The sequence below is a fragment of the Pseudomonas sp. NPDC089406 genome, from assembly GCF_044900265.1.
Classification (GTDB): Bacteria; Pseudomonadota; Gammaproteobacteria; order Pseudomonadales; family Pseudomonadaceae; genus Aquipseudomonas; species Aquipseudomonas fakonensis.
Genome location: NZ_JBJDNC010000004.1, coordinates 132,055 through 158,702 on the forward strand (window position 1 = coordinate 132,055; position 26,648 = coordinate 158,702).

Consider the following 26,648-nt stretch of genomic DNA (forward strand, 5'->3'; position numbering starts at 1 on the left):
GGTTTACTGCGCGTTGCGCGCCTTGAACTCGCGGCGACGGCGGTGCAGCACCGGCTCGGTGTAGCCGTTCGGTTGCTTGGCGCCTTCGATCACCAGCTCGATGGCGGCCTGGAACGCGATGTTGTCATCGAAGTTCGGCGCCATCGGGCGGTACTGGGCGTCGCTGGCGTTCTGCTTGTCCACCACAGCGGCCATGCGCTTGAGGCTTTCGAGCACCTGCTCCTGGCTGACCACGCCGTGGCGCAGCCAGTTGGCCAGCAACTGGGCCGAGATGCGCAGGGTGGCGCGGTCTTCCATCAGGCCGACATCGTTGATGTCCGGCACCTTCGAGCAACCCACGCCCTGGTCGATCCAGCGCACCACGTAGCCGAGGATGCCCTGGGCGTTGTTGTCCAGCTCGTTGCGGATCTCGTCGGCGGACCAGTTGGTGTCGGCAGCCAGCGGGATGGTCAGGATGTCGTCCACCGACGCCGGGGTGCGCGCAGCCAGCTCGCGCTGACGGGCCTGTACATCCACCTTGTGGTAGTGCAGGGCGTGCAGGGTGGCGGCGGTCGGCGACGGTACCCAGGCGGTGTTGGCACCGGCCAGCGGGTGGGCGATTTTCTGCTCGAGCATCGCGGCCATCAGGTTAGGCATGGCCCACATGCCCTTGCCGATCTGCGCGCGGCCTTGCAGGCCGGTGGCCAGGCCCACGTCGACGTTGTTGTTCTCGTAGGCGCCGATCCACTTCTCGTTCTTCATGGCGCCCTTGCGCACCACGGCGCCGGCTTCCATCGAGGTGTGGATTTCGTCACCGGTGCGGTCGAGGAAGCCGGTGTTGATGAACACCACGCGCTCGGCGGCGGCCTTGATGCACGACTTGAGGTTGACCGTGGTACGGCGCTCCTCGTCCATGATGCCGACCTTGACGGTGTTGCGCTGCATGCCCAGCAGGTCTTCGACGCGGCTGAAGATTTCCGCGGCGAAGGCCACTTCTTCCGGGCCGTGCATCTTCGGCTTGACGATGTACACGCTGCCCTGGCGGGTGTTCTTGCGGCTGGTGTTGCCGTTGAGGTTGTGCAGGGCGATCAGGTTGGTGAACAGGCCGTCCTGGATACCTTCGGGGATTTCGTTGCCCTGGGCGTCGAGGATCGCCGGGTTGGTCATCAGGTGGCCAACGTTGCGCACGAACAGCAGCGAGCGGCCGTGCAGGGTGACGCTGCCGCCGTTGGGCGCGGCGTACTCGCGGTCCGGGTTCATGGTGCGGGTGAAGGTCTTGCCGCCCTTGCTCACGCTCTCGGCCAGGTCGCCCTTCATCAAGCCCAGCCAGTTGCGGTAGACGATGACCTTGTCGTCGGCATCGACCGCAGCGACCGAGTCTTCGCAGTCCATGATGGTGGTCAGCGCCGATTCCATCAGGATGTCTTTGACGCCGGCGGCGTCGGTGCTGCCGACCGGGGTGCTGGCATCGACCTGGATTTCGAAGTGCAGGCCGTTGTGCTTGAGCAGCACGGCGGTGGGGGCTGCGGCATCGCCACGCAAGCCGATCAGCTGGGCGTCGTCACGCAGGCCGCTGTTGCTGCCGCCCTTGAGGGCGACCACCAGCTTGCCGGCTTCGATACGGTAGCCGGTGGAATCGACGTGGGAGCCGGCAGCCAATGGAGCGGCCTGGTCGAGGAAGGCGCGGGCGAAGGCGATGACCTTGTCGCCACGCACCTTGTTGTAACCCTGGCCTTTTTCGGCGCCGCCTTCATCGCTGATGGCGTCGGTGCCGTACAGCGCGTCGTACAGCGAGCCCCAGCGGGCGTTGGCGGCGTTCAGGGCGAAGCGGGCGTTCATCACCGGCACCACCAGCTGCGGGCCGGCCATCACGGCGATTTCTTCGTCGACGTTCTGGGTGGTGGCCTGGAAATCGTCGGCTTGTGGCAGCAGGTAGCCGATTTCCTGGAGGAAGCTTTTGTAGGCGGCGGCGTCGTGGGCCTGGCCTTGGCGTGCCTGGTGCCAGGCATCGATCTTGGCTTGCAGCTCGTCGCGCTTGGCGAGCAGGGCTTTGTTCTTGGGGGCGAGGTCGTTGATGATTTTCTCTGCCCCGGCCCAGAACGCATCGGCCTTGAGGCCGGTTCCAGGGATCGCTTCGTCGTTGACGAAGTCGTACAGGGCCTTGGCGACCTGAAGGCCACCGACTTGAACGTATCCAGTCATTGCTTGCCTCACCTTTGCTCAGCTATTTCGCTTTCGCGCATCGTATTAAGCCTGTAGCGCTTCTCTAAACACGGCCAGTGCGTGCCCTGAAGGGCGGCTGGGTGCGGCTCGCCAGGCAGGCTGGCGGGCGTTTGGCGTATTTTCACAGGCGCCTTGGCAGACATCCAGACGACGTTTTGTAGTCCGCGCCGGCGCATACTACATGAAGCAGCAGGCAGGTGAACATCAGACTAAAAGCGTCGCCGCGCGACCGGTTGGTCGCATGGGGTCACGCTGGGAAGCGGTATGTTCGCAAAAAATAGGTGGATTGTTCCAGATAAATCTTGAAACAGTACACGATTGGCCGCGCGGACTGCCCTGCGGCAGGTTGCCGCGCCTTGCCTATACTGACCCGGTTACGTTTACGGCTTGCAGAAGGAGTGGCCTGTGGACCATCTGGTACTTACCGTGATCGCCCCCGACAAGGCCGGGCAGGTCGAACGCATTGCCCAGTGCATCGCCGATCACAACGGCAACTGGCTGGAAAGCCGCATGTCGCGCATGGCCGGGCAGTTCGCCGGCATTTTGCGGGTGGCGGTGCCGGCCGAGAACTACGACGAGCTGGTGGCTTCGCTGCAGAAGCTGGCCAGCTACGGCATTCGCGTGCTCATTGCCGAAAGCGGCATCGAGCCGTCGTGCACCTGGAAGCCGATTGCCATGGAGCTGGTGGGCAATGACCGGCCGGGTATCGTCCGTGATATCACCCGCCTGCTGGCAGAGCTTGGGGTGAATCTGGAACGCTTCACCACCGAAGTGCGCCCGGCGCCGATGAGCAGCGAGCCGTTGTTCCATGCCGATGCACTGCTGGCGTTGCCGTTGACCTTGTCGCTGGAGGATTTGCAGCAGCGGTTGGAGAGCCTGGCGGATGATTTGATGGTGGAGTTGCGCTTGCGGCCCCAGGAGTGATTCGAAATTGCCGGGGTTGCTGCGCAACCCTTTCGCGACACAAGGCCGCTCCTACAGAGATAACGCGATCCCCTGTAGGAGCGGCCTTGCGTCGCGATGGGGCGCGCAGCGGCCCCTGGGGTTATCCCGGTTTATCGGGGAAGGCCCTGTGGATAACCTGGGGGCGTCAGGCTGCAGGCCAATGGCTTCGAGCTTTGCAGCCATTTGAGCAAAAAACGCCCAGTTTTCAGTGGCTTGTGCACAAACGCCGGGGACGAGGGTGTGGATAACCTCTGGAGACCTTGCTGCAGGCCACGGCTCACGTGGCCTGTAGACTATTGATCAATAAATGATCAGGCGCGCTTGCGCAGCGACAGCCAGGCATCCACGCTGTACACCGCCAACCCCGCCCAGATGCAGGCAAACGCCAGCAGGTTGCTCGAGGTCAGGTGCTCGTCGAACAGCAGCACCGCCTGCAGCAGCACCAGGGTTGGCGCCAGGTACTGCAGAAAGCCCAGGGTGGTGTAGGGCAGGTGGCGCGCTGCGGCGTTGAAGCACACCAGCGGCACCAGGGTCACCGGCCCCGCCGCCATCAGCCACAGCGCCTCGCTGCTGCTGAAGAACGCCGGGCTTGCGCTGTTGGCATCCGGGTGCAGCAGCAGCCAGCCGATGGCCAGCGGCACCAGCATCCAGGTTTCCACCACCAGCCCTGGCAGCGCTGCCACCGGCGCCTGTTTGCGAATCAGCCCATAGAAGCCGAAGGTCAGCGCCAGTACCAACGACACCCAGGGCAGGCTGCCCACCTGCCACACCTGCTGGGCCACGCCCAGCCCGGCCAGGCCCACCGCCAGCCACTGCAGGCGGCGCAGGCGCTCGCCAAGCAGCAGCATGCCCAGCAGTACGTTGATCAGCGGGTTGATGTAGTAGCCAAGGCTGGCCTCGAGCATGCGCCCGTTGTTCACCGCCCACACGTAGGTCAGCCAGTTGCCGGCAATCAGCGTGCCGCTGAGGGCGAGAATCGCCAGACGCCGTGGGTTGTCGCGCAGCTCGCGCCACCAGCCGGGGTGTTTCCACACCAGCAGCAACAACGAGCCGAACAGCGCCGACCAGAGCACCCGGTGGACGATGATCTCCACCGCCGGGACGCTCTGGATGGCTTTGAAGTACAGGGGGAACAGGCCCCAGATGATGTAGGCGCCGAGGCCCAGAATGTACCCGCGGCGCGGGTTGGCGGCGTGCATGCAGAATCCTTGCTTGGGGAGCGAATGAAACGGCCGCCATTGTAGACACTGCGCGGTGCGGTTCTAGAACAATTTGAGTGGCGCTTCGTCCAGTGCGGCGGTCTGCTCGCGCAGGGCGAGGATCTGGTCGCCCCAGTAACGCGGCTGGCCGAACCATGGGAAGCTCGGCGGGAACGCCGGGTCGTCCCAGCGCCGCGCCAGCCAGGCGCTGTAGTGCAGCTGGCGCAAGGCGCGCAGCGGTTCGATCAGGGCCAGCTCGCGGGGGTCGAAATCGTGGAACTCGTTGTAGCCGTCGACCAGCTCGGCAAGCTGGCCGAGGCGTTCCTCGCGGCTGCCGGCGAGCATCATCCACAAGTCCTGCACCGCCGGGCCCATGCGGCAGTCGTCGAGGTCGACCATGTGGTAGGCCTCGTCGCGGTGCATCAGGTTGCCGGGGTGCAGGTCGCCGTGCAGGCGGATCGGCTGGTACGGGGTGCGGGCGTAGATCGCCTCGACCCGTGCCAGCAGGTCGCGGGCCACCGACTCGAAGGCGGGCAGCAGTTCGCGTGGGACGAAGTTACCCTCGAGCAAAGTGTTCAGCGAGGCGTGGCCGAAGTTGTCCACAGCCAGGGTTTCGCGGTGCACGAACGGGCGCGTGGCACCCACCGCGTGCAGGCGGCCAAGCAGCTGGCCCAGGCGGTACAGCTGGTCGAGGTTGCCGGGTTCGGGGGCATGGCCGCCGCGGCGCGGGAACAGCGCAAAGCGAAAGCCTGCGTGTTCGAACAACGAACGCCCTTCGTGCTGCATGGGCGCCACTACCGGTACTTCGCAGTCGGCAAGCTCGGCGCTGAAGGCGTGTTCTTCGAGAATGGCGGCATCGCTCCAGCGCCCGGGGCGGTAGAACTTGGCAATCAGCGGCAGATTGTCCTCGATACCCACCTGGTACACGCGGTTCTCGTAGCTGTTGAGCGCCAGCACCCGGGCGTCACTGAGAAAGCCGAGGCTTTCGACGGCATCCAGCACGAGGTCGGGGGTGAGGGTGTCGAAGGGGTGGGACATGTGGGCTCCAGGCGCGGGACGGCGTGGGCGCATGGTAGCGCATCCGGCCTCTTGAGCGGCGCCGGAGCCCGTGCCCGTATTCCAGGTTGTGCACGGCAATCCTGGGGGGGACCTGACATTTTTGCCAGTTTTCACATTTCCCCTACGGGCTTAGCGTGTTCGCCAATCGCTCGCGCATATCGGCAGTGGCGCATGAACGGTCCGGGGACCCGGCTTGAGCCGGGCGCTTGCCAGCTTCGCGCCGCGCGCAAGGTGGCTTCGACTGGGAGAAAAAAATGCGCCGTATTCACGGGTATTGCCTTGCTGTGCTGACTGCCGGGGTTCTGGGGTACTGGGCGTTCAATCCTGCTTTCAGCGCCTACTCGCCAGGGGATTCACCGCCAGCGACGAAACCCGTACCTGCGCAACCGGTGCCCGGCCAGGCCACCCCGGAGCAGTGCCAGGCGGATGCCTACTCGACGCCTCCGGCAGGGGAAATCAAGTACCGCAATGGCGACCTGGTGACCAACGTCGAGCATGCGTTCTCGTGCAAGGAGGCCGGTTGGTGCAACCAGGGGCCGTATGCGCCCGGTGTACCCTTCAACGGCCAGGATATCTGGAAAGATGCCTGGACCGACCTGGGCGTTTGCCCGTCTGGCCCTCAGGTCAACACCCTGAAACTTTCCTTTGCCACCGTCACCGGCAAGGTACCCTTCAGGACCACGGTCAAGGGGGTTGGCCCGCAGCCCCAACGCAACCTGCAGGTGACCGGGCTGCTGCGCTGCAAGGGTGAGGAAATCCCGTTCTCGGCCCCGGCCGACCAGGAACTGACCCTGAGCGACCTCAAACCCTGCCGCTACGACCTGATCGTGAATGACGCACAGGGTTACCTGCCGCTGACCACGCCGGAGCAGGTCGAGTTCAAGGAAGGCGCGCCCGAGCACAAAGACCTGCTGGTCAAGTTTCGCCAGCCGCTCGACCTGACGAAGCTGGTGACCCTGCCGGGTGTGAAGGTCGAACTGTTCGCAACCGGCTTGTTCCAGCCCCGGCAGATGGCCATGGGCAACAAGGTGCTGTACGTAGGCTCCAGCGCTATCCCGGTGTACCTGTACGACAGGAAGACTGCCGACGCCATCTATGCGCTACCGCTGGACGATGCAGGCAAACCAACGGGCATTTACGTGCTCGCCAGCGGCCTCGAAGAACCGCATGGCGTGTTGTATCGCGACGGTGACCTGTACTTCTCCACCTCCGGCAAGCTGTACCGCGTGCGCGATGTCGATCAGCACTACCGTGATGCCACCCCCGAGGCGGTGCTGGACTTCCCGGCCGATGGGCGCGAGTTCCCGCTGCTGCGCCCAGGGCAGCGCATCTGGCACCAGAAGCACCCGTTGCACTTCAACCCCCTCGACCGCACGGACAAAGCGCTGTACACGGCTGTCGGCATCCCCTGCAACAGCTGCATGATCCCCGCCGACGGGCGTTATGGCACGTTGCTGCGCTATGACCTGCAAACCGGCACATCGAAGGTGATCGCCAAGGGCGTGCGCAATGCCGTGGGCTTTGCCTGGGGCAGCGAGGGCAACATCTGGTTCAGCGACAACAACCGCGACACCTACCTCAACTCCGACGAGATCAACCTGATCCGCAAGGCGGACCAGGACCGCAGCGAGCCGCTGCACTTTGGCGTGCCCTACTTCTACGGGCGTGACACCCCTGGCTTCACGCCCCAGGAGTACCAGGAGCCGGGTTCGATCACGCCACCTTTGGCCGAGGGTGCCATCGTGTCGGACAAACCCTTGCATCAACTCAAGCCAGAGGACTACCAGGCGCCGGCCTATGAACTGGGCAGCAACACGGCGCCCCTGGGTATCGCGTTCTGGAAGGGCTTCTACAACGATACCTATCAGGGCAATACCTACGAGCGCCTGCTGGTGGCTGTACACGGCACGGGCACCAAGGCCAGCCCTGGCATGGAGTTGCGCATGCTCAACATCGAGAACGACAGCCGAGTGGTCAGCCAGATACCCCTGGTGACCGGCTGGGGCGGCGCCACGCAAGACTTCAACGTGTACTGCCTGGATGATTCCTGCGTGGGCCGGCCAGCCGACATGCTGCAGTTGAGTGACAATTCGTTGCTGGTGTCCGATGACCTGGCGGGAGTGATCTACCGCATCACCTTTGACCGCCAACTGATTACCGGCAAGGCTGCGCTGCAACTGCAGCCGACCGAGGCACCCAATGATGAGGTACGGCCGCTGATGGCCAGCGGCACGCTGACCGATCACAACGGGTTCAGCCGCCGCTTCGATGTGGCCTGGGGTAGCAAGCCACTGATTGTATTGGGGCTGGGCGCGGGTAGCTACACACTCAGGCTCGATGATGTCGGTGGGCTGATTCCCAAGGTTCGCCAGCAGCAGGTGACGCTGACCGATGGCTCACCGGTGCACAGCGTCGAGCTGGCCTACATGGAGCGCCCGCCCTTCGAGCCGGTCAAGGCTACGCTGCAGGCGCCCGCCAAACCGGCCTCTGGCGCCAATGTGCCGGAGCAGTGGGAGGTCACCGTGCGCAGCACGGGGGGAGACCAGGTCATCAAGGTGCCTTGGGGTGGGCAGCAGGTGATGCTGCTGTCGGTGGGCGAGCACAAGTTCGACTTTCCCTACTACCAGGGCCAGTTGCCCCAGCCCACCCAGCAGGTGGTGAGCATCGATGAGGACAGCAAGGACCCGGTCACCGTAGGTGCGCAGTACAAGCACGTCGCCGAACTGGGCAAGGAGCTGGTGGCCACCACCTGTTCGACCTGCCACACCGTGCAGTACTTCCAGGACGCCAACCGTGCCATCAACTGGAGCCTGGCTGGCAAGGAGGCGCTGGTGCGCCAGATCATGGGCATGAGCGTGCGCGGGCATTGTGATGTGTCCTGTGCGGGGCAGATCGCCGACTACTTCTACGACGACCTGTGGGCTGACTACCTTGATCCGAAGCAGGCGTTCGGCAAGCGTCAGCTGCGCCTGCTGACCCGCGACGAATACGTCAACAGCGTGCGGGATTTGTTCGGGGTCGAGGTGGACCCTGAGGCGCTGCCGGCAAATAAAGTCAAAGGGCACTTCAAGTACCCAGGCGAAGCCAGTGCAGGCGTGGTGCAGCCTGACGATCTGAAAACCTTCTATGACGTAGCCTGGAAAGTGGCCAAGCAAGCCGATCAGGAATCGTTGGCCAAGCTGGTCGTGCCGCAAGTGGGGCATCGTGTATTGCGTCGCCCGCTGAGCAGCGAAGAGGTGGAGCGCTATAAAGCCATCCAGGAGGGCGAAAATGGGCCGCAGGCGCTGGTCGCCAGTCTGCTGCTGTCGCCGTATTTCCTGTACCGGTTCGAACTGGGCGCTGCGACGGGCGAAGCGGGGCACTACCGCCTGACCGCTGACGAGCGTGCTACTGCGTTGTCATTCACCCTGTTGGGCACTACCCCCAGCGAGGACCTGTTACGCGAGGCCGAAAGCGGGCAACTGGAAACGCCCGAGCAGATCGGTGCCGTCGCGCAGCGCCTGCTGACCAGCGACAAGGGCGCCGAGCAGTTCAACCGCTTCATCAGCTACTACCTCAAGACCAGCAGGGGCAGCCAGGAGAAGCCGGGGCTCGAGCCTGCGGTCATTCAAAGCATGCGCAAGGAGCAGGCCGCGCTGGTGAGCCAGGTGATCAAGGACGGCGGTTCTTTCGAGAAGCTGTTCAACCCGGGTTACACCTTCCTCGACAGAGGGTTGGCCGAGCACTATGGCCTGACACCTCCTGCGGGCGACGGCATGCAGCGCATCGATGTCGACGACAAGCGTGGGGGCCTGTTGCACCTGGGTATCACCCAGGCGGCGAACTCCGACTACCTGGCCACCTCGCTGGTCAAGCGCGGCATCATGATCCGCGAACAACTGCTGTGCCGCGAATTCGGAGCGCCGGTAGATGCCGACCCGGAGGACTTGAACTACCCACCCAAGGCCATCAGCACTCGCGAGCGCTGGGACCTTGTCAATGGCCAGCACGCCTCGGGCGGGCGTTGCTGGCAGTGCCACCAGTACATGAACGACACAGGTGCAAGCATGGAGCACTACGATGCTGCCGGGCGCTACCGAGAACAGGAGCCAGCCTACAACCAGGCGCAGTTCCCTGGCGTCAATGTGCCGATCAACGCATCCGGGCCTTTCATCAGCAACACAGGCGTCGAGAACTGGGCCGATATCAAGGATGTACGCGACATTGCGAAACAGTTGCCTGGGAACAGCACTGCGCAGGCTTGCATGGCCGATAGCTACTTCCGCTTCATGTTTGGCAACAAGGTCTCGGCCGGCTCCGTCGGAGCATTGAAGTCTGCAACGCAGGCGTTGAGTCACGAAGGTTCGCTGATTCAGATGATTCGCGAACTGGCCACGTCCCCTGTGTACCTCGACAGGCATGAGGAGAACTGACATGGATATTCTGAAAAGTCGTCGACGCTTTTTGATGCAGTTGGCCGCCGCTGGCGTGATGGTACCGCTGAGCCGCAGCGGTTTTGCACAGTTGGCGCAACTGGGTGATAAACAACAGGCGAAATTGAAGGTGGTGTTTTTCATCATCCCCGATGGGTTGGCGGTCGATTCCTTCAGCGGGCCTCAGTACAACGGGCAGGGCTTGTGGTTCCCCCATGCACAAGGGAACGATACCGATGACTTCCGGCTTAATGACGTGAGTGGCCGGTTGGAGAATTATCGCAAGGATTCGCTCTATTTGAGGGGCTTGATGGTGGCTAGCGGGCAGGGTGGTCATCAAGCTTGGAACTACGTTTTGCGCGACAGCAAAGGGACGATGAGCTCTATCGACAGGATCCTGGGCGAGGCATTGCCGGGTATCCAGCCGAGCCTCAAATGCCTGTATGCCGGCCCGCATTCCCAGCGTGACGAGTTCCATTGGTTCGTGTCCTGGGACGGCAAAACCATGCTCACGCCCCAGGATAACCCTCAACGGCTGTATGACTCGGTTTTCGGGGTAAACCGCCGCCGGATCGCGGATGGCAAGCAGCGTAGTGGTCACTTCTTCGACCTGATTCGCGACCAGATAAATGAGGTTATGGCACTTGTCCGTGGTAGTCAGCGGGAGAGGCTGGTTACCCATCTGGACTCAGTGGAGCAGGTGGAGAAGGATCTGGAAACCTCGCTGCCCGGGAGCTGCGAAACGTTTGAGCTGGTGAACAACCCGATCAATGACGCCAGCTACCGCAATAAGGTGCAGCAGAGCCACCATAAGGTGGTGGCCGCGGCATTGAGTTGCGGCGTCACCCGCGTTGCGACCATCCAGATAGCACGATCGGCGGAGTCCTTGAACATTCTTGACGTCAGTAACTCGGTTAACCCCCATGACTGTGCTCATCGCTACTCGACAGAGGAAGTCTGGCGGGGTTCGCGGCAATGGTATGTAGACCAGGCGAGGCTCTTCATGGACCAGCTGGCAAGCTACCGTGACCCTGATGTCCCTGACGACAGCCTGCTCCAGCACACCTTGGTGGTGCTGACCAGCGAGATGGCTGACGGCGCCCCTGAGCACATGCGGGACATGCCGCTTCTGCTGATGGGAGGGGCCAGCGGTTTGCTACGCAACGGTTCCGGTAAGGGGCGCTTCTTCAACATTACGGATCAGTGGGACCGGCAGTTGGAGAGCAACCCGAAATACCGCTACGTCGACATGCAGCGCATTTGGGCCACTCTCGCCGATGCAGCCGGCACCCGCGTGCCCTATGAGGGGAATATCGATCTGGTGACCGGCATCTTCAGCAACGTGACCTGACTCACGCCGGCACCCCCAGCAGCACGAACGAGGGATGGAACTGCACGCGCACTTCGCTGCCAGCGCCAAGCCCTCGCTCGGCCAGCCAGCCGGCTTCGGCGAAGGCGCACAGGGTCTGGCCGTTGCCCAGCACCAGGCGCACTTCGCTGGGGCCTGAGTCGCCGGCCAGCACCTCGTCGATGGTTGCGGCCATGCAGTTGCTGCCGGGCTCGGGTACCTCGTCGGTATCCATCAGGTGCACCCAGCCGGCCTTGAGCAAGGCCACCACCGTGGTGCCCAGGGTCAGGCCCAGGCGCTCGGTGCTGTCCAGGGTGATCAGGGCTTGAATTTCCAACCCGCCGCCCAGTGCCAGGCTGACCTGGTCGTAGCGGCCTTCGCGGCGCAGGCCGCTGACCTGCCCTTGCAGCTGGTTGCGCGCACTGGTGCGCAGCATCAGGCGGCCGAGCAGGTCGAGGTCGCTGCTGTGTTCGGCGGCCTCCAGCAGTTCGGTCTGCAACGCTTGCAGGCGCTGGTACAGGCGCAATACCCGTTCGCCTTCTGCCGACAACCGTGCGCCGCCACCGCCGCGCCCGCCGGTGCTGCGCTCCACCAGCGGCTGCGCGGCCAGGTTGTTGAGCTCGTCGATGGCATCCCAGGCGGCCTTGTAGCTGATGCCGGCGGCCTTGGCGGCGCGGGTGATCGAGCCTTGTTCGGCCACGTGCTGCAGCAGGGCGATGCGCTGCGGGCGGCGGGCGATGTGCTGGGTGAGCAGGGCGGGCAGGGACATGGGCGGGTATCGGGGGCTGTGAAGGTCTGGCGACGTTGCCGCCGCCGCCGGGCCAAGTCAAGCCTGGCCGGGCCTTGGGGTGCGCGCCAGGCAATAGATGTCGACCCGCCGCGCACCGTGGCGGCGCAGCAGGCTGGCGATGGCCTGGGCGGTGGCGCCGGTGGTCAGCACATCGTCGACGATGGCCAGGTGCAGGCCTTTCACCTCGGCCGAGCCGGCCAGGGCGAAGGCGTGGCGCAGGTTGCGCTGCCGGGCCCTGGCGCCCAGTGCCTGCTGGGCGGGGGTGTCGCGGGTACGTTCGAGCAGGTGCTCGGCGCAAGGCAGGTGCAGGCGGCTGGCCAGCCAGCGGGCGAGCATCGCCGCCTGGTTGAAGCCGCGCTGGCGCAGTCGACCTTTGGCCAGCGGTACCGGCAACAGCAAATGCGGACGCGGCAGGCCTTCGCCGTAATGATGTTCCAGCGCCTGGCCGAGCAGCTCGGCCAGCAGTCGGCCCAGGGGCCACTGGCTGTTGTGTTTGAAGCGGCTGACCATCGCGTCCACCGGGAACCCGTAGTGCCAGGGCGCGATCACCCGGCGAAAGGCCGGCGGGCGGCGCTTGCAGCTGGCGCATAGCAAACCGTCCAGCGGTAGTGGCAGGGCGCAGCGTCGGCATTGTTCATCGAGCCATGGCAGCTCCTGTTCGCAGGCGTTGCACAACGGCCAGGGTTGCCTGGCCGGTTCGTCGCAGAGTAAGCAGGTGCGGTTATTATTTATACAGTTGTAAACCTGCATATTTAGCTTTGGTTGACAGTTCATGGGCCTTCCGTGACTATGCGTGCTATCCGTGATGCGCTCGTGGGCTGTTGTTGTCCCGGCGTCAGAAAGACCCTAGATAAGGAAACGCCGATGAGCGCCAGCACAATTGCAACCACACGTCACGACTGGGCCCTGGGCGAGGTCAAGGCGTTGTTCCAGCAGCCGTTCAACGATTTGCTGTTCCAGGCGCAGAGCGTGCACCGCGCGCACTTCGACCCTAACCGTGTACAAGTGTCGACCCTGCTGTCGATCAAGACCGGCGCCTGCCCGGAAGATTGCAAATATTGTCCGCAGTCCGGCCACTACAACACCGGGCTGGAAAAACAGAAGCTGATGGAAGTGCAGAAGGTGCTGGAAGAGGCCGCCCGGGCCAAGGCCATCGGCTCGACCCGCTTCTGCATGGGCGCTGCGTGGAAGCACCCGTCGGCCAAAGACATGCCCTACGTGCTGGAGATGGTCAAAGGGGTCAAGGCCCTGGGCCTGGAAACCTGCATGACCCTGGGCAAGCTCGACCGTGATCAAACCGCGGCGCTGGCCCAGGCAGGCCTTGACTACTACAACCACAACCTCGACACCTCGCCGGACTTCTACACCAGCATCATCACCACCCGCACCTACAGCGAGCGCCTGCAGACCCTGGCCTACGTGCGTGATGCCGGGATGAAGATCTGCTCCGGCGGCATCCTTGGCATGGGCGAGTCGCTGGACGACCGCGCAGGCCTGCTGATCCAGCTGGCCAACCTGCCGGAGCACCCGGAGTCGGTGCCGATCAACATGCTGGTGAAAGTTGCCGGCACGCCGCTTGCCAACGAAGAAGACGTCGACCCGTTCGATTTCATCCGCATGCTGGCCGTGGCCCGTATTCTGATGCCCAAGTCCCACGTGCGGTTGTCCGCCGGCCGCGAGCAGATGAACGAGCAAATGCAGGCCCTGGCCTTCATGGCCGGTGCCAACTCGATCTTCTACGGCGAAAAACTGCTGACCACCGCCAACCCGCAGGCCGACAAGGACATGCAACTGTTCGCCCGCCTGGGCATCAAGCCCGAGGCCCGTGAAGAGCACGCCGACGAAGTGCACCAGGCGGCCATCGAGCAGGCCCTGGTCGAGCAACGCAGCAGCGAGCTGTTCTACGACGCAGCCTCGGCCTGAGCATGGCCTTCGACCTCGCCGCGCGGCTGGCCGAACGGCGCGCCGCCGACCTGTACCGCCAGCGGCCACTGCTCCAGAGCCCGCAGGGGCCGGAGGTGGTGGTCGACGGCAAGCCGTTGCTGGCGTTTTGCAGCAACGACTACCTGGGCCTGGCCAACCACCCCGAAGTGATCAAGGCCTGGCGCGACGGCGCCGAGCGTTGGGGCGTGGGTGGTGGCGCCTCGCACCTGGTGATCGGCCACAGCACCCCGCACCATGCGGTGGAAGAAGCCCTGGCCGAACTGACCGGGCGCCCGCGGGCGCTGTTGTTCTCCACCGGCTACATGGCCAACCTCGGTGCCATCACCGCGCTGGTAGGGCAGGGCGATACGGTGCTGCAGGACCGCCTCAACCATGCCTCGTTGCTGGACGGCGGGCTGCTCAGTGGCGCGCGTTTCAGCCGCTACCTGCACAACGACCCGGCCAGCCTTGCCAGCCGCCTGGACAAGGCGACCGGCAATACCCTGGTGGTCACCGATGGCGTGTTCAGCATGGACGGCGACTGTGCCGACCTGCCGGCGCTGGCTGCGGTTGCCAAGGCACGCGGTGCCTGGCTGATGGTCGACGACGCCCACGGCCTGGGCACCCTCGGCGCCAATGGCGGCGGGCTGGTGGAGCAGCACGGCCTGGGCGTCGATGACGTGCCGGTGCTGATCGGCACCCTGGGCAAGGCGTGTGGTACTTCCGGCGCGTTCGTTGCCGGCAGCGAAGAGCTGATCGAGGCGCTGGTGCAGTTCGCCCGCCCGTACATCTACACCACCAGCCAGCCACCGGCGCTGGCCTGCGCCACGCTCAAGGCGCTGGCGCTGCTGCGCGAAGAGCGCTGGCGCCGCGAGCACCTGGCGGCGTTGATTCGCCAGTTCCGCGAAGGTGCGCAGCAGCTGGGGCTGACCCTGATGGACAGCCACACGGCCATCCAGCCGATCCTGATCGGTGATGCCGCGCAGGCCATGGCGCTGTCGCGCATGCTGCGCGAGCGCGGGCTGCTGGTGACTGCCATTCGCCCGCCCACCGTGCCGGCAGGCAGTGCCCGCTTGCGGGTAACCTTGAGCGCGGCCCACAGCCAGGCGCAGGTCCAGCTATTGTTGAATGCATTGGCCGAGTGTTACCCACAACTGGAGTCCGCCGATGCGTAACCGACTGATCCTTCTGCCCGGCTGGGGCCTGGGCACCGCGTCGCTGGAACCGCTGGCTGCCAGCCTGCGGGCCCAGGACCCGCGCCTGCACATCGACCTGATGCCGCTGCCGGAACTCGCCGACAGCGACCCCGCAGCCTGGGTCGAGCACCTGGACCGCAAGCTGCCGACCGACGCCTGGCTGGGCGGCTGGTCGCTGGGCGGCATGCTCGCCAGTGCTTTGGCGCACAAGCGCGGCGACCATTGCTGCGGCCTGCTGACCCTGGCCAGCAACCCCAGCTTCGTGGCCCGGGCGGACTGGCCCCACGGCATGGCTCCGGACACCTTCGGCACCTTCCTCGATGGTTGCCGCAGCCACACCCAGGTCACCCTCAAGCGTTTTCGCACCCTGTGCAGCGACGGCGCGCAGCAGCCGCGCACCTTGCTGCGCCAGCTGGGCGTGGGTGTGCCGGACACCGACCCGCTGTACCTGGCCAGCGGCCTTGAAGTGCTGGCTGCGCTGGACACCCGCAATGCCCTGGAGCACTACGGCGGCCCGCAACTGCACTTGTTCGCCGGCAGCGATGCGCTGGTACCGGCCAGTGCGGCCAAGGCCCTGAGCGACCTGTTGCCCGACGTGGAAGTCGGCCTGGTCGAAGACAGTTCCCACGCCTTCCTGCTGGAATACCCCCAGGAACTGGCGGCGGGCATCAAGAGTTTCCTGCATGAGAGTGGCGATGACTGACCTTTCCCACCCAACCCTGCCCGGCTGCCTGCCGGACAAGCGCCAGGTGGCGGCTTCCTTCTCCCGCGCGGCGGCCAGCTACGACAGCGTCGCGGCGCTGCAGCGGGCGGTGGGCCTGGCGCTGCTTGGGCAGTTGCCCGATGCGCTGACGCCTGCGCGCTGGCTCGATATGGGCAGCGGCACCGGGCATTTCAGCCGGGTGCTGGCCGAGCGTTTCGCGGGTGCCGAAGGCGTGGCGGTGGATATCGCCGAGGGCATGCTGCGCCATGCCCGCGAACAGGGCGGGGCGCTGCACCATGTGGCCGGCGACGCCGAGCGCCTGCCGTTGCGTGAGGCCAGCATCGACCTGCTGTTCAGCAGCCTGGCGGTGCAGTGGTGTGGCCAGTTCGCCAGTGTGCTGGGTGAGGCGCGGCGGGTACTGCGCCCGGGTGGGGTGATGGCCTTCAGCAGCTTGTGCGTTGGCACCCTGGATGAACTGCGCGCCAGTTGGCAGGCGGTGGATGGCATGGTGCACGTCAACCGCTTTCGGCGTTTTGAGGATTACCAGCGGTTGTGTGCTGAAAGCGGCCTGGAACTGATCGGGCTGCAGCGCCGCCCGCACGTGTTGCATTACCCCGATGTACGTAGCCTGACCCATGAGCTCAAGGCCCTTGGCGCGCACAACCTCAACCCCGGGCGGCCCTCGGGGCTGACCGGGCGCGCGCGCATGCAGGGCCTTTTGCAGGCTTACGAGCAGTTCCGCCAGCCCCAAGGCCTGCCGGCCACCTACCAGGTGGTCTATGGTGTGTTGCGCAAACCCATGGCAGAGGGGCTGTGAGATGAGCCAGGCGTATTTCATTGCCGGCACCGACACCGATGTCGGCAAGACCACCATCGCCGCCGGCCTGCTGCGCGCGGCGCGGTTGCAGAACCTCAGCACCCTTGCGGCCAAGCCGGTGGCCTCGGGGTGCGTGAACACGCCGAAAGGGCTGCGCAACAGCGACGCCCTGGCGCTGATCGACGAGAGCTCGGTCAAGCTGGCCTATGAAGAGGTCAACCCGTATGCCTTCGAGCCGGCCATCGCGCCGCACGTGGCTGCCCGTGAGGCGGGGGTGGCGCTGGAGGTGCCGGTGCTGCTCAAGGCCATGCAGCATGTGCTGGACCAACAGGCCGACTTCACTTTGGTCGAAGGCGCGGGGGGCTGGCGCGTGCCGCTTTCCGGCCACGCCAACCTGTCTGACCTGGCGATTGCCCTGAAACTGCCGGTGATCCTGGTGGTGGGGGTGCGGCTGGGCTGCATCAACCATGCGCTGCTCAGTGCCGAGGCCATCGCCCGGGATGGGCTGCAACTGGCCGGCTGGGTGGCGAACATCGTCGACCCGCGCACCTCGCGGCTTGAAGAAAACCTCGCCAGCCTGGCCGAGCGCCTGCCGGCGCCGTGCCTGGGGCGGGTGCCGCGGCTGAAGCAGGCCACCGCTGAAGCGGTTGCCGAGCACTTGCAACTGGACCTGCTGGATTAGCAGGGTCTCTGTAGGAGCCGGCTTGCCGGCGATCCATCCATCGCCTTTCAGGGCCCTATCGCCGGCAAGCCGGCTCTCGTAGAGCAACACATAACTTATTGATTTAGCGGGGTCCTGTGGGAGCGGGTTTACCCGCGAATCAAGCGACGCGGAGTCTGGCACCGGCTTCGCCGGTGTTCGCGGGTAAACCCGCTCCCACAGGGTATGTGGCGCGCTTACGAATTCTGTTCTTTGCGCGACAGCGCAGCCCGAAAGGGCTGGGTGATCCCCTACAGGTATCACTTGTCTCTATTAGCTGGCACTGGGCTATTAGCGATTTAAACGGGCCTTTTTCCCGGCGCCCTGCTTTAATTGCCACTGTTCAATTCATCCAGCGTCACGGAGTACTGACATGGACATCAACACCAGCTCCGCCTTCTACGCGGGCTTCGGTGCCATCCAGGCCGGGCAGAACCGCGTCGATCAGGCCGCCCAGCAGATCGCCAGCAGCACCAGCCAGTCCACCGACTACCAGGCCGAACGCCTGCGTGGCGTCGACCGCAGCCAGCAGATGGACCTTGCCACCAGCACCGTCGAACTGGCGCTGGGCAAGCAGGAAGTCGAACTGGGTGTGAAAGTTGCCAAGGCATCCGACGAACTGCTCGGCCGGTTCATCGACACCTACGCCTGATTCAAGCCGTTACCACTCGCGGGGCAAGCCCGCCCCCATGCCTGCCTTGCGGCAGCTGCGTGGGGGCGGGCTTGCCCCGCGATGCTTTTGGGTGGGCGTGGCATAAATGCCATGTTCGGCGGCGTAAATGTCGCTATGCCCTCTCCTTGACAAGACTGCCCCCTAAACGTAAGTTTCAAACAACTGTTTGACCGAAAGCCGCCAAGAGCTGGTCGGTATCCGCGGTCTCCCTACCGAACTCATCACAGAGGTTCATCGCAATGCCTGATTACAAAGCCCCCTTGCGTGATATCCGCTTCGTCCGCGACGAACTGCTCGGCTATGAGGCGCACTATCAGAGCCTGCCGGGCTGCCAGGACGCAACGCCGGACATGGTCGATGCGATCCTCGAAGAAGGCGCGAAATTCTGTGAGCAGGTGCTGGCACCGCTGAACCGCGTTGGCGACCAGGAAGGCTGCACCTGGAGCGAGTCGGGCGTGAAGACCCCGACCGGCTTCAAGCAAGCTTACGAGCAGTTCGTCGAAGGTGGCTGGCCGAGCCTGGCCCACGACATCGAACACGGCGGCCAGGGCCTGCCGGAGTCGCTGGGCCTGGCCCTGAGCGAAATGGTCGGCGAGTCGAACTGGTCGTGGGGCATGTACCCGGGCCTGTCCCATGGCGCGATGAACACCATCTCCGCCCACGGCACCCCTGAGCAGCAGCACACCTACCTGACCAAACTGGTGTCCGGCGAGTGGACCGGCACCATGTGCCTGACCGAGCCGCACTGCGGCACCGACTTAGGCATGCTGCGCACCAAGGCCGAACCCCAGGCCGACGGCAGCTACAAGGTGTCTGGCACCAAGATCTTCATCTCGGCCGGTGAGCACGACATGGCCGACAACATCGTCCACATCGTCCTGGCCCGCCTGCCCGATGCACCGGCCGGCACCAAAGGCATTTCGCTGTTCATCGTGCCGAAGTTCCTGCCCAACGCCGAAGGCGGCGTGGGCGAGCGCAACGGCGTGAGCTGCGGCTCCATCGAACACAAGATGGGCATCCACGGCAACGCCACCTGCGTGATGAACTTCGACGCCGCCACCGGCTACCTGATCGGCCCGGCCAACAAGGGCCTGAACTGCATGTTCACCTTCATGAACACTGCACGCCTGGGCACCGCCCTGCAGGGCCTGGCCCACGCCGAAGTGGCCTTCCAGGGTGGCCTGAAGTACGCCCGCGAGCGCCTGCAGATGCGCGCCCTGACCGGCCCGAAAGCCCCGGACAAGGCCGCTGACCCGATCATCGTCCACCCGGACGTGCGGCGCATGCTGCTGACCATGAAAGCCTTCGCCGAAGGCAACCGCGCGATGGTGTACTTCACCGCCAAGCAGGTAGACATCGTCAAGTACAGCCAGGACGAAGACGAGCGCAAGAAGGCTGACGCCCTGTTGGCGTTCCTCACCCCGATCGCCAAGGCGTTCATGACCGAAGTCGGTTTCGAGTCGGCCAACCATGGCGTGCAGATTTACGGCGGCCACGGTTTCATTGCCGAGTGGGGCATGGAGCAGAACGTGCGCGACAGCCGTATCTCGATGCTGTACGAAGGCACCACCGGCATCCAGGCCCTGGACCTGCTGGGCCGCAAGGTGCTGATGACCCAGGGCGAGGCGCTCAAGGGCTTCACCAAGATCGTGCACAAGTTCTGCCAGGGCCAGGAAGGCAACGAAGCCACCCGTGAGTTCGTCGAGCCGCTGGCGGCGATCAACAAGGAGTGGGGCGAGCTGACCATGAAGATCGGCATGGCCGCCATGAAGGACCGCGAAGAAGTCGGCGCGGCGTCGGTGGACTACCTGATGTACTCGGGTTATGCGTGCCTGGCCTACTTCTGGGCCGACATCGCCCGCCTGGCTGCCGAGAAGCTGGCTGCCGGCACCAGCGAAGAGGCGTTCTACACCGCCAAGCTGCAGACTGCGCGCTTCTACTTCCAGCGCATCCTGCCGCGCACCCGCACCCACGTGGCGACCATGCTGTCGGGTGCCGACAACCTGATGGCGATGAAGGACGAAGACTTCGGCCTGTCTTACTGAGCCTGACGGCTGTACGAAAGACCGCCTGCCTTTACCGGCAGGCGGTTTTTTTTTGCCGTGGGCCAGGCGAGGCGCAAGCGACGGCGTGGGAGCGGGCTTGCCCCGCGATGGGGGCATCCTGGGCAGCGCGTAAATATGACCCGACGCCATCGCGGGGCAAGCCCGCTCCCACGCGCCTCAACATGAAATATGTGCAGGCCGACGCATCCGGTAACGATCAACCCTCAAGCATCCCGCCCGACCTGCCGTTAAACCGACGTCAAAATTTATCTATTCATGTGCGCTGCCGATGAAGTAAGGGCACAATGCCATTATTGATCTGCCGGGTCGGAGATTACCCTTGTTTCGTTTATCCGCTGTACGTCCGAGCCACTTCCTGCCTTCGCTGTTGCTGTTGGTGGCGGGGCTTGGGGCAGCTTATGTAAGAGACCTCAGCGTCTTCTTCACTTCACTGTTCAACGTGCTGCCAACCTTGGTGCTGCTGCTCGGCGGCGCCTATTGCGCGGTGTACCGCCGCCAGCGCGAGCTGTTCTTGATGGTCACGGTGTACATCGCCTATTTTTTGCTCGACACCCAGACCGACTACTACCGCGACAACGGCCGGGTGCGCGAGGACGCTGCGGTGATCTTCCACCTGGTGTGCCTGCTGTTGCCGGCGCTGTTCGGCTTGTACGCGGCCTGGCAGGAGCGCACCCACCTGGCCCAGGACATGCTCGCCCGCTTTGCCGTGCTGTTCGCCGTGGGCAGCGTGGCGGTAGCCCTGGAGCAAAGCTTCCCGGAGGCGCTGCTGGGCTGGCTGGCGGAGATTCGCTGGCCGTCGCTGCATGGCCAGTGGATGAGCCTGATCCAGCTGGCTTACCCGCTGTTTCTGGTGGTGTTCATCCTGCTGGTGGTGCAGTACCTGCGTGAGCCGCGGCCACTGCATGCGGCGCAGGTCATCGGCCTGCTGGGCGTCTTCTGGATGCTGCCCAAGACCTTCATCCTGCCGTTCACCCTGAACATCATGTGCAGCCAGGTGATGCTGATGATCGCCGCCGCGGTGTCCCACGAGGCCTACCAGATGGCCTTCCGCGACGAGCTGACCGGCTTGCCGGGCCGGCGTGCGCTGAACGAGCGCATGCAGCGCCTGGGGCGCAACTATGTGATCGCCATGACCGACGTCGACCACTTCAAGAAATTCAACGACACCCACGGCCACGATGTCGGCGACCAGGTGCTGCGCCTGGTCGCCAGCCGGCTGTCCAAGGTGACCGGGGGCGGGCGCGCCTACCGTTACGGCGGTGAGGAGTTCGCCCTGGTGTTCGCCGGCAAGACCATCGAGGAATGCCTGCCGCACCTGGAAGCGGTGCGCGAAATGATCGCCAACTACGCCATCCAGCTGCGCGACCAGAACAGCCGCCCGCAGGATGATTCCGCCGGGCGCCAGCGGCGTAGCGGCGGCGCCAACACCACGGTGTCGGTGACCATCAGTATCGGTGTGGCCGAACGCCTGGTGGACCACCGCAACCCTGAAGAAGTGCTCAAGTCTGCCGACCAGGCGCTGTATAGCGCCAAGGGCGCCGGGCGTAACTGCGTGATGGCCTACGGTCAGCAATCACGCCGTGGAGCCGTTCGCATGGCGTGACTGTTGCTGACTATTCAGTCGCATGATGACCCTATGTCTCGTAAAAGTTGTTCGGTTACACTGCTTGCATCCCAGTGCCGCGGTCCTGCCGGACCGCCCCGACCCTTATAGCGAGAGGTTGTCATGGCTGACTATAAAGCGCCCCTGCGCGATATGCGCTTCGTCCTCAACGAAGTCTTCAACGTGGCCGAACTCTGGTCGCAACTGCCGGGCCTTGCCGAGGTGGTGGACGCCGACACCGCCATGGCCGTGCTCGAGGAGGCCGGCAAGGTCACCAGCAAGACCATCGCCCCGCTGAGCCGCGCCGCCGACGAAGAAGGTTGCCACTGGGACAATGGCGCTGTGCGCACCCCGGCCGGCTTCATCGATGCCTACAACACCTACGCCGAAGGTGGCTGGGTGGGCGTTGGCGGCGACCCGCAGTTCGGCGGCATGGGCATGCCCAAGGCCATCTCGGCGCAGGTCGAGGAAATGGTCAACGCCTCCAGCCTGGCCTTCGGCCTGTACCCGATGCTCACCGCCGGTGCCTGCCTGTCGATCAACGCCCACGCCAGTGAAGCGCTGAAGGCGCAATACCTGCCGAACATGTACGCCGGCGTCTGGGCCGGCTCCATGTGTCTGACCGAACCCCACGCCGGCACCGACCTGGGCATCATCCGCACCAAGGCCGAACCCCAGGCCGACGGCAGCTACAAGGTCAGCGGCACCAAGATCTTCATCACCGGCGGCGAGCACGACCTCACCGAGAACATCATCCACCTGGTGCTGGCCAAGCTGCCGGACGCCCCGGCGGGCCCCAAGGGCATCTCGCTGTTTCTGGTGCCCAAGTTCCTGGTCAACGCCGACGGCAGCCTCGGGGCGCGCAACCCGGCGACCTGCGGCTCGATCGAACACAAGATGGGCATCCAGGCTTCGGCCACCTGTGTGATGAACTTCGACGAGGCGGTGGGTTACATCGTCGGTGAGCCGAACAAGGGCCTGGCGGCCATGTTCACCATGATGAACTACGAGCGCCTGGGGGTCGGCATTCAGGGCCTGGCCTCGGCCGAGCGCTCCTACCAGAACGCCGTGGAGTATGCCCGCGACCGCCTGCAGAGCCGTGCCCCGACCGGCCCGCAGGCCAAGGACAAGGTCGCCGACCCGATCATCGTCCACCCCGACGTGCGGCGCATGCTGCTGACCATGAAAGCCCTGATCGAAGGCGGCCGGGCGTTTTCCACCTACGTGGCGATGCAACTGGACAGCGCCAAGTACAGCGAAGACCCGGCCACCCGCAAGCGCAGCGAAGAGCTGGTGGCATTGCTGACCCCGGTGGCCAAGGCCTTCCTCACCGACCTGGGCCTGGAGTGCACCGTGCACGGCCAGCAGGTGTTCGGCGGCCATGGTTACATCCGTGAATGGGGCCAGGAGCAGCTGGTGCGCGATGTGCGCATCACGCAGATCTACGAAGGCACCAACGGTATCCAGGCCCTGGACCTGGTGGGGCGCAAGGTGGTGGCCAGCGGTGGTGCGTACTACAAGCTGTTCGCCGATGAGATCCGCCAGTTCATTGCCAGTGCCGGCGCCGAGCAGCGCGAGTTCACCCAACCGTTGGAGCAGGCGCTGGGCCAGCTCGATGAGCTGACCGACTGGGTGCTGCACAAGGCTAAGGGTAACCCTGATGAAATCGGGGCGGCTTCGGTGGAGTACCTGCACGCCTTCGGCTATGTGGCATATGCCTACATGTGGGCACTGATGGCCCGGGCGGCGCAGGCCGGTGAAGGCGATGAACAGTTCTATGGCGCCAAGCTTGGCACTGCACGGTTCTACTTTGCACGCCTGCTGCCGCGGGTGCAGTCGCTGGTGGCGTCGGTGAAGGCCGGGAGCGAGTCGCTGTACCTGCTGGATGCTGCGCAGTTCTGAGGATGGAATCACCATTGGTAAGCCGGTTCCTACAGGCGACTGCAGCTCTGTAGGAGCCGGCTTGCCGGCGATGCTGTTGGGGGCTCAGGGAATGTATGAGAACACAGCGCCTGTGTAAGCTTTTTCCTACAACACGCGGTGACTTTTCTCCTCTTTCCTACAATTGGATCCACGGTTACTCTTTCTTACATGGACGGAGCGCAGGAAGCGCAATGGACAGAACAGGGACACACGTAGGATTTCCTGCCAGGACGGCGGGGCGAAAGGGATGTCACAAGGGAAACAGTCTGGGAAACCCCGCTTCGGCGGGGTTTTCTTTGTGCGCGTGTTTTAGCCCAGCACATCCAGCGGCGAGCCCGCCGGCTGGCGCGGCTCGGTTTCTGCCTCCAGCAGCGTACGCAGCAGCTCCACAGAAGCCTGCTGGCGCTGGGCATCACGAAACACCAGCCCGACCTTGAGCGGCACCCGCGGCTCGCTCAGCGGCTTCCATAAAAGCGCCTGGTCATCCTCGGCGGCATCCTTGGCCCGCCCGGGCAAAATCGTCGCCAGCGAGGTGTGCGCCAGGCTGTCGAGAATCCCCGCCATGTTGTTCATCTCGGCTTGCACCTGTGGCCGGCGGCCCTGGTTGGCCAGCTGTTCCTTCCAGATCTGGCGGATCTGGAACTCCTCACCCAGCATCAGCATCGGCAGCTCTGCCGCCTGGCGAATCGAGACCTTCTTGAAGTCTTTCAGCGGGTGGGTATTGGGGATGACCAGTTGCAGTTCGTCTTCGTACAGCAACAGGCCATGCAGGCCCGGCTGGCGCGGCGGCAGGTAGCTGATACCGATATCCAGGTTGCCGTTGAGCAGGCGCCGTTCGATCTCCAGCCCCGACAGTTCATAGATTTGCACGACCAAATGCGGCTGGGCCTTGCGCACCCGCTCGAGCAACTGCGGCACCAGGCTCGGGCGCACGGTCTGCAGCACGCCGATGGCCAGGGTGCGCAGGGCCTGGCCCTTGAAGTTGCGCATGGCCTCGTGGGCGCGTTGCAGGCCGTCGAGCAGCGGCTGGGCGTGGTTGTACAGGGTGTGGGCGGCCAGGGTCGGCAACAGGCGTTTGTTGCTGCGCTCGAACAGGCTCAGGTCGAGGCTGTGCTCGAGCTGGCGGATCTGCTGCGACAGGGCCGGCTGCGACAGCGACAGGCGTTCGGCGGCGCGGCCCACATGGCCTTCTTCATAGACCGCGACGAAATAGCGCAGTTGGCGAAAATCCATAAGTATTACTTATTGAAAAAGCTGATAAAACGAAATGGCCCGCACGGCCGTTGAAGCCTAGTCTAGCGCCGTATTGCAGCAGGTTATAGCGCTGCAAAGCGTGATTGTTACCCCGCATGAAAAACACTTTTGATAGGTAAGGCAAAATAACCACCCGGCGCTCGACCGGGGGCCTTGACCGCCGCTGACCGTGACTGGCTGGAGCCCCGATGAACCTGTTCAAGCTGCGCCGCCCGGCGCCTGCCGCTGCCGAGCCCAAGCCTGCCCCGGCCGTGGCCGCTGCGCAGCCTTGCGCCGAACGGCTGATGCCTGGCACTCAGCAGGCACCGCAAGTGTTCGTGCGTGGTCAGGGCTCCTGGCTGTGGGACAACGCCGGCCACGCCTACCTGGACTTCAGCCAGGGTTGTGCGGTCAACAGCCTTGGCCACAGCCCGAGCGTGCTGGTCAAGGCGCTGGGCAGCCAGGCCCAGGCGCTGATCAACCCTGGTGCGGGCTTTGCCAGCCATGCCCTGCTTGGCCTGGCCGAGCGCTTGTGCCAGAGCACCGGCAGCGACCAGGCCTACCTGCTCAACAGTGGCTCGGAAGCCTGCGAGGGGGCGATCCGCCTGGCGCGCAAGTGGGGCCAACTGCACCGCAATGGCGCCTATCACATCATCACCGCCAGCCAGGCCTGCCATGGCCGTAGCCTGGGTGCGCTGTCGGCGTCCGACCCGCTGCCGTGCAACCGCTGCGAGCCGGGCCTGCCAGGCTTCAGCAAGGTGCCGTTCAACGACCTGGCGGCGCTGCATGCCGAGGTCGACTCGCGCACCGTGGCGATCATGCTCGAGCCGATCCAGGGCGAGGCCGGGGTGATCCCGGCCACCCGTGAGTACCTGCAAGGGGTGCAGCAGCTATGCCGTGAACTGGGCATCCTGCTGATCCTCGATGAAGTGCAGACCGGGGTAGGGCGTTGCGGTGCCCTGCTGGCAGAAGAAACCTACAACGTGCGCGCCGACATCATCACCCTCGGCAAGGGCCTGGGCGGCGGGGTGCCCCTGGCGGCGCTGCTGGCCCGTGGCAGTGCCTGCTGCGCCGAGCCTGGCGAGCTGCAGGGCAGCCACCATGGCAACGCACTGATGAGCGCGGCGGGCCTGGCAGTGCTGGACACCGTGCTGGAGCCGGGCTTCTTCGAGCAGGTGCAGGACAACGGGCGCCACCTGCGCGACGGGCTCAGCCGCCTGGCGGGCCGCTACGGTCAGGGTGAGGTGCGTGGCCAGGGCCTGCTATGGGCACTGCAACTGCGTGAAAACGATGCCCAGGCGCTGCTGGCCGAGGCCCTGCACGAGGGGCTGCTGCTCAGCGCGCCGCAGGCCGATGTGCTGCGCTTTTCGCCGGCGCTGACGGTCAGCCGGGGCAGCATCGACGAGATGCTGCTGCGCCTGGCCCGGGCCTTCGCCCGCCTGCATGCCCGGCAACACGAGCGCCGCGCAGTGACCGCCTGACAGGGCACCCCGGCAACCGAATTTCAACGAACCGTCTCGCGTTTCTGCGCACCGCCCCTGGCCAAGAGGTATTTGGCTCGGGGCGTTTTTTTTGCCTGTGGAACCTCTGGCCAGCGCGGCGAGTCTTTGTTTTAACCCTTCAAGGAGCGCTTCGTATGGACTTCATCCGCATCATCATCGCGATCATTCTGCCGCCGCTGGGGGTGTTCCTTCAGGTCGGCTTCGCTGGGGCGTTCTGGCTGAACATCCTGCTGACGCTGCTGGGGTACATTCCGGGGATCGTGCATGCGGTGTACATCATCGCCAAGCGCTAGAAGCATGAGCCTGTAGGAGATCACCTGTGGGAGCGGCTTTAGCCGCGAAGCAGGCGCCGCG

The 26,648-nt window shown here is 64.6% G+C and carries 20 protein-coding genes; 14 read left to right on the top strand and 6 right to left on the bottom strand.

What is annotated here, in order from left to right:
- Window positions 1-3: 3 nt before the first annotated feature.
- Window positions 4-2,181, bottom strand: a complete 2,178-nt coding sequence (locus ACI2KK_RS04355; RefSeq protein ID WP_404668011.1) for a malate synthase G — start codon at window positions 2,179-2,181, stop codon at window positions 4-6.
- A gap of 426 nt (window positions 2,182-2,607) precedes the next feature.
- Between ACI2KK_RS04355 and ACI2KK_RS04360 the strand changes: the two genes are divergently transcribed.
- Window positions 2,608-3,126 carry a glycine cleavage system protein R gene (locus ACI2KK_RS04360; protein ID WP_217841452.1) on the top strand — a complete coding sequence of 173 codons (519 nt, stop codon included), beginning with the start codon at window positions 2,608-2,610 and terminating at the stop codon, window positions 3,124-3,126.
- A 332-nt stretch (window positions 3,127-3,458) separates the two neighbouring features.
- Here the strand turns inward: ACI2KK_RS04360 and rarD are convergent, their stop codons facing one another.
- Both rarD and ACI2KK_RS04370 read right to left on the bottom strand, forming a co-directional pair.
- Entirely contained in the window at window positions 3,459-4,346 is an 888-nt protein-coding gene (gene rarD / locus ACI2KK_RS04365) for an EamA family transporter RarD (protein ID WP_404668012.1), read from the bottom strand.
- Window positions 4,347-4,409: 63 nt separating this feature from the next.
- On the bottom strand, window positions 4,410-5,384 hold the full coding sequence (locus ACI2KK_RS04370) for a serine/threonine protein kinase (protein WP_404668013.1): 975 nt from the start codon (window positions 5,382-5,384) through the stop codon (window positions 4,410-4,412).
- A gap of 275 nt (window positions 5,385-5,659) precedes the next feature.
- On the opposite strand from ACI2KK_RS04370, the gene ACI2KK_RS04375 reads away from it, so the two are divergent.
- Together ACI2KK_RS04375 and ACI2KK_RS04380 are read left to right on the top strand one after the other, a co-directional pair.
- Window positions 5,660-9,817 (top strand): DUF1592 domain-containing protein, encoded by a 4,158-nt coding sequence (locus tag ACI2KK_RS04375; protein ID WP_404668014.1) that lies wholly within the window; start codon window positions 5,660-5,662, stop codon window positions 9,815-9,817.
- Window position 9,818: 1 nt separating this feature from the next.
- Window positions 9,819-11,168: a DUF1552 domain-containing protein gene (locus tag ACI2KK_RS04380; protein ID WP_404668015.1), complete on the top strand. Its 1,350-nt coding sequence runs from the start codon at window positions 9,819-9,821 to the stop codon at window positions 11,166-11,168.
- A 1-nt stretch (window position 11,169) separates the two neighbouring features.
- Here ACI2KK_RS04380 and ACI2KK_RS04385 read toward each other — a convergent pair whose 3' ends face one another.
- On the bottom strand, window positions 11,170-11,934 hold the full coding sequence (locus ACI2KK_RS04385) for a TOBE domain-containing protein (protein WP_404668016.1): 765 nt from the start codon (window positions 11,932-11,934) through the stop codon (window positions 11,170-11,172).
- 57 nt (window positions 11,935-11,991) lie between these two features.
- Window positions 11,992-12,729 (bottom strand): ComF family protein, encoded by a 738-nt coding sequence (locus ACI2KK_RS04390; RefSeq protein ID WP_404668017.1) that lies wholly within the window; start codon window positions 12,727-12,729, stop codon window positions 11,992-11,994.
- Between the two features lie 90 nt (window positions 12,730-12,819).
- On the opposite strand from ACI2KK_RS04390, the gene bioB reads away from it, so the two are divergent.
- The 9 genes from bioB to ACI2KK_RS04435 all read left to right on the top strand — a co-directional run bounded on the left by bioB (window position 12,820) and on the right by ACI2KK_RS04435 (window position 23,538).
- The gene (gene bioB / locus ACI2KK_RS04395) at window positions 12,820-13,878 is read left to right on the top strand and encodes a biotin synthase BioB (RefSeq protein WP_217841457.1); all 1,059 of its coding nucleotides are present in this window, start codon (window positions 12,820-12,822) and stop codon (window positions 13,876-13,878) included.
- 2 nt (window positions 13,879-13,880) lie between these two features.
- Complete coding sequence (gene bioF, locus ACI2KK_RS04400; protein WP_404668018.1) at window positions 13,881-15,053, top strand: 8-amino-7-oxononanoate synthase; 1,173 nt, start codon at window positions 13,881-13,883, stop codon at window positions 15,051-15,053.
- Window positions 15,046-15,777, top strand: coding sequence for an alpha/beta fold hydrolase (locus ACI2KK_RS04405; RefSeq protein WP_404668019.1), 732 nt, complete (start codon window positions 15,046-15,048; stop codon window positions 15,775-15,777). The genes bioF and ACI2KK_RS04405 overlap by 8 nt, the downstream gene beginning before the upstream one ends.
- Window positions 15,770-16,594, top strand: a complete 825-nt coding sequence (gene bioC, locus ACI2KK_RS04410) for a malonyl-ACP O-methyltransferase BioC (RefSeq protein ID WP_404668020.1) — start codon at window positions 15,770-15,772, stop codon at window positions 16,592-16,594. The genes ACI2KK_RS04405 and bioC overlap by 8 nt, the downstream gene beginning before the upstream one ends.
- Before the next feature lies 1 nt (window position 16,595).
- Complete coding sequence (gene bioD, locus ACI2KK_RS04415; protein WP_404668021.1) at window positions 16,596-17,276, top strand: dethiobiotin synthase; 681 nt, start codon at window positions 16,596-16,598, stop codon at window positions 17,274-17,276.
- Window positions 17,277-17,667: 391 nt separating this feature from the next.
- Window positions 17,668-17,946, top strand: coding sequence for a pyrroloquinoline quinone biosynthesis protein PqqE (locus ACI2KK_RS04420; protein WP_404668022.1), 279 nt, complete (start codon window positions 17,668-17,670; stop codon window positions 17,944-17,946).
- A 260-nt stretch (window positions 17,947-18,206) separates the two neighbouring features.
- Entirely contained in the window at window positions 18,207-20,012 is a 1,806-nt protein-coding gene (locus tag ACI2KK_RS04425) for a phenylacyl-CoA dehydrogenase (protein WP_404668023.1), read from the top strand.
- A gap of 340 nt (window positions 20,013-20,352) precedes the next feature.
- Complete coding sequence (locus ACI2KK_RS04430) at window positions 20,353-21,636, top strand: diguanylate cyclase (protein ID WP_404668024.1); 1,284 nt, start codon at window positions 20,353-20,355, stop codon at window positions 21,634-21,636.
- 123 nt (window positions 21,637-21,759) lie between these two features.
- On the top strand, window positions 21,760-23,538 hold the full coding sequence (locus tag ACI2KK_RS04435; RefSeq protein ID WP_404668025.1) for an acyl-CoA dehydrogenase C-terminal domain-containing protein: 1,779 nt from the start codon (window positions 21,760-21,762) through the stop codon (window positions 23,536-23,538).
- A 330-nt stretch (window positions 23,539-23,868) separates the two neighbouring features.
- Here ACI2KK_RS04435 and ACI2KK_RS04440 read toward each other — a convergent pair whose 3' ends face one another.
- The gene (locus ACI2KK_RS04440; protein ID WP_369989313.1) at window positions 23,869-24,792 is read right to left on the bottom strand and encodes a LysR family transcriptional regulator; all 924 of its coding nucleotides are present in this window, start codon (window positions 24,790-24,792) and stop codon (window positions 23,869-23,871) included.
- A gap of 209 nt (window positions 24,793-25,001) precedes the next feature.
- Between ACI2KK_RS04440 and ACI2KK_RS04445 the strand changes: the two genes are divergently transcribed.
- A complete protein-coding gene (locus ACI2KK_RS04445) occupies window positions 25,002-26,273 on the top strand; it encodes an aspartate aminotransferase family protein (RefSeq protein WP_404668026.1) in 1,272 nt (423 codons plus the stop codon).
- A gap of 155 nt (window positions 26,274-26,428) precedes the next feature.
- Complete coding sequence (locus ACI2KK_RS04450) at window positions 26,429-26,587, top strand: YqaE/Pmp3 family membrane protein (protein WP_033696002.1); 159 nt, start codon at window positions 26,429-26,431, stop codon at window positions 26,585-26,587.
- Window positions 26,588-26,648 lie beyond the last annotated feature (61 nt).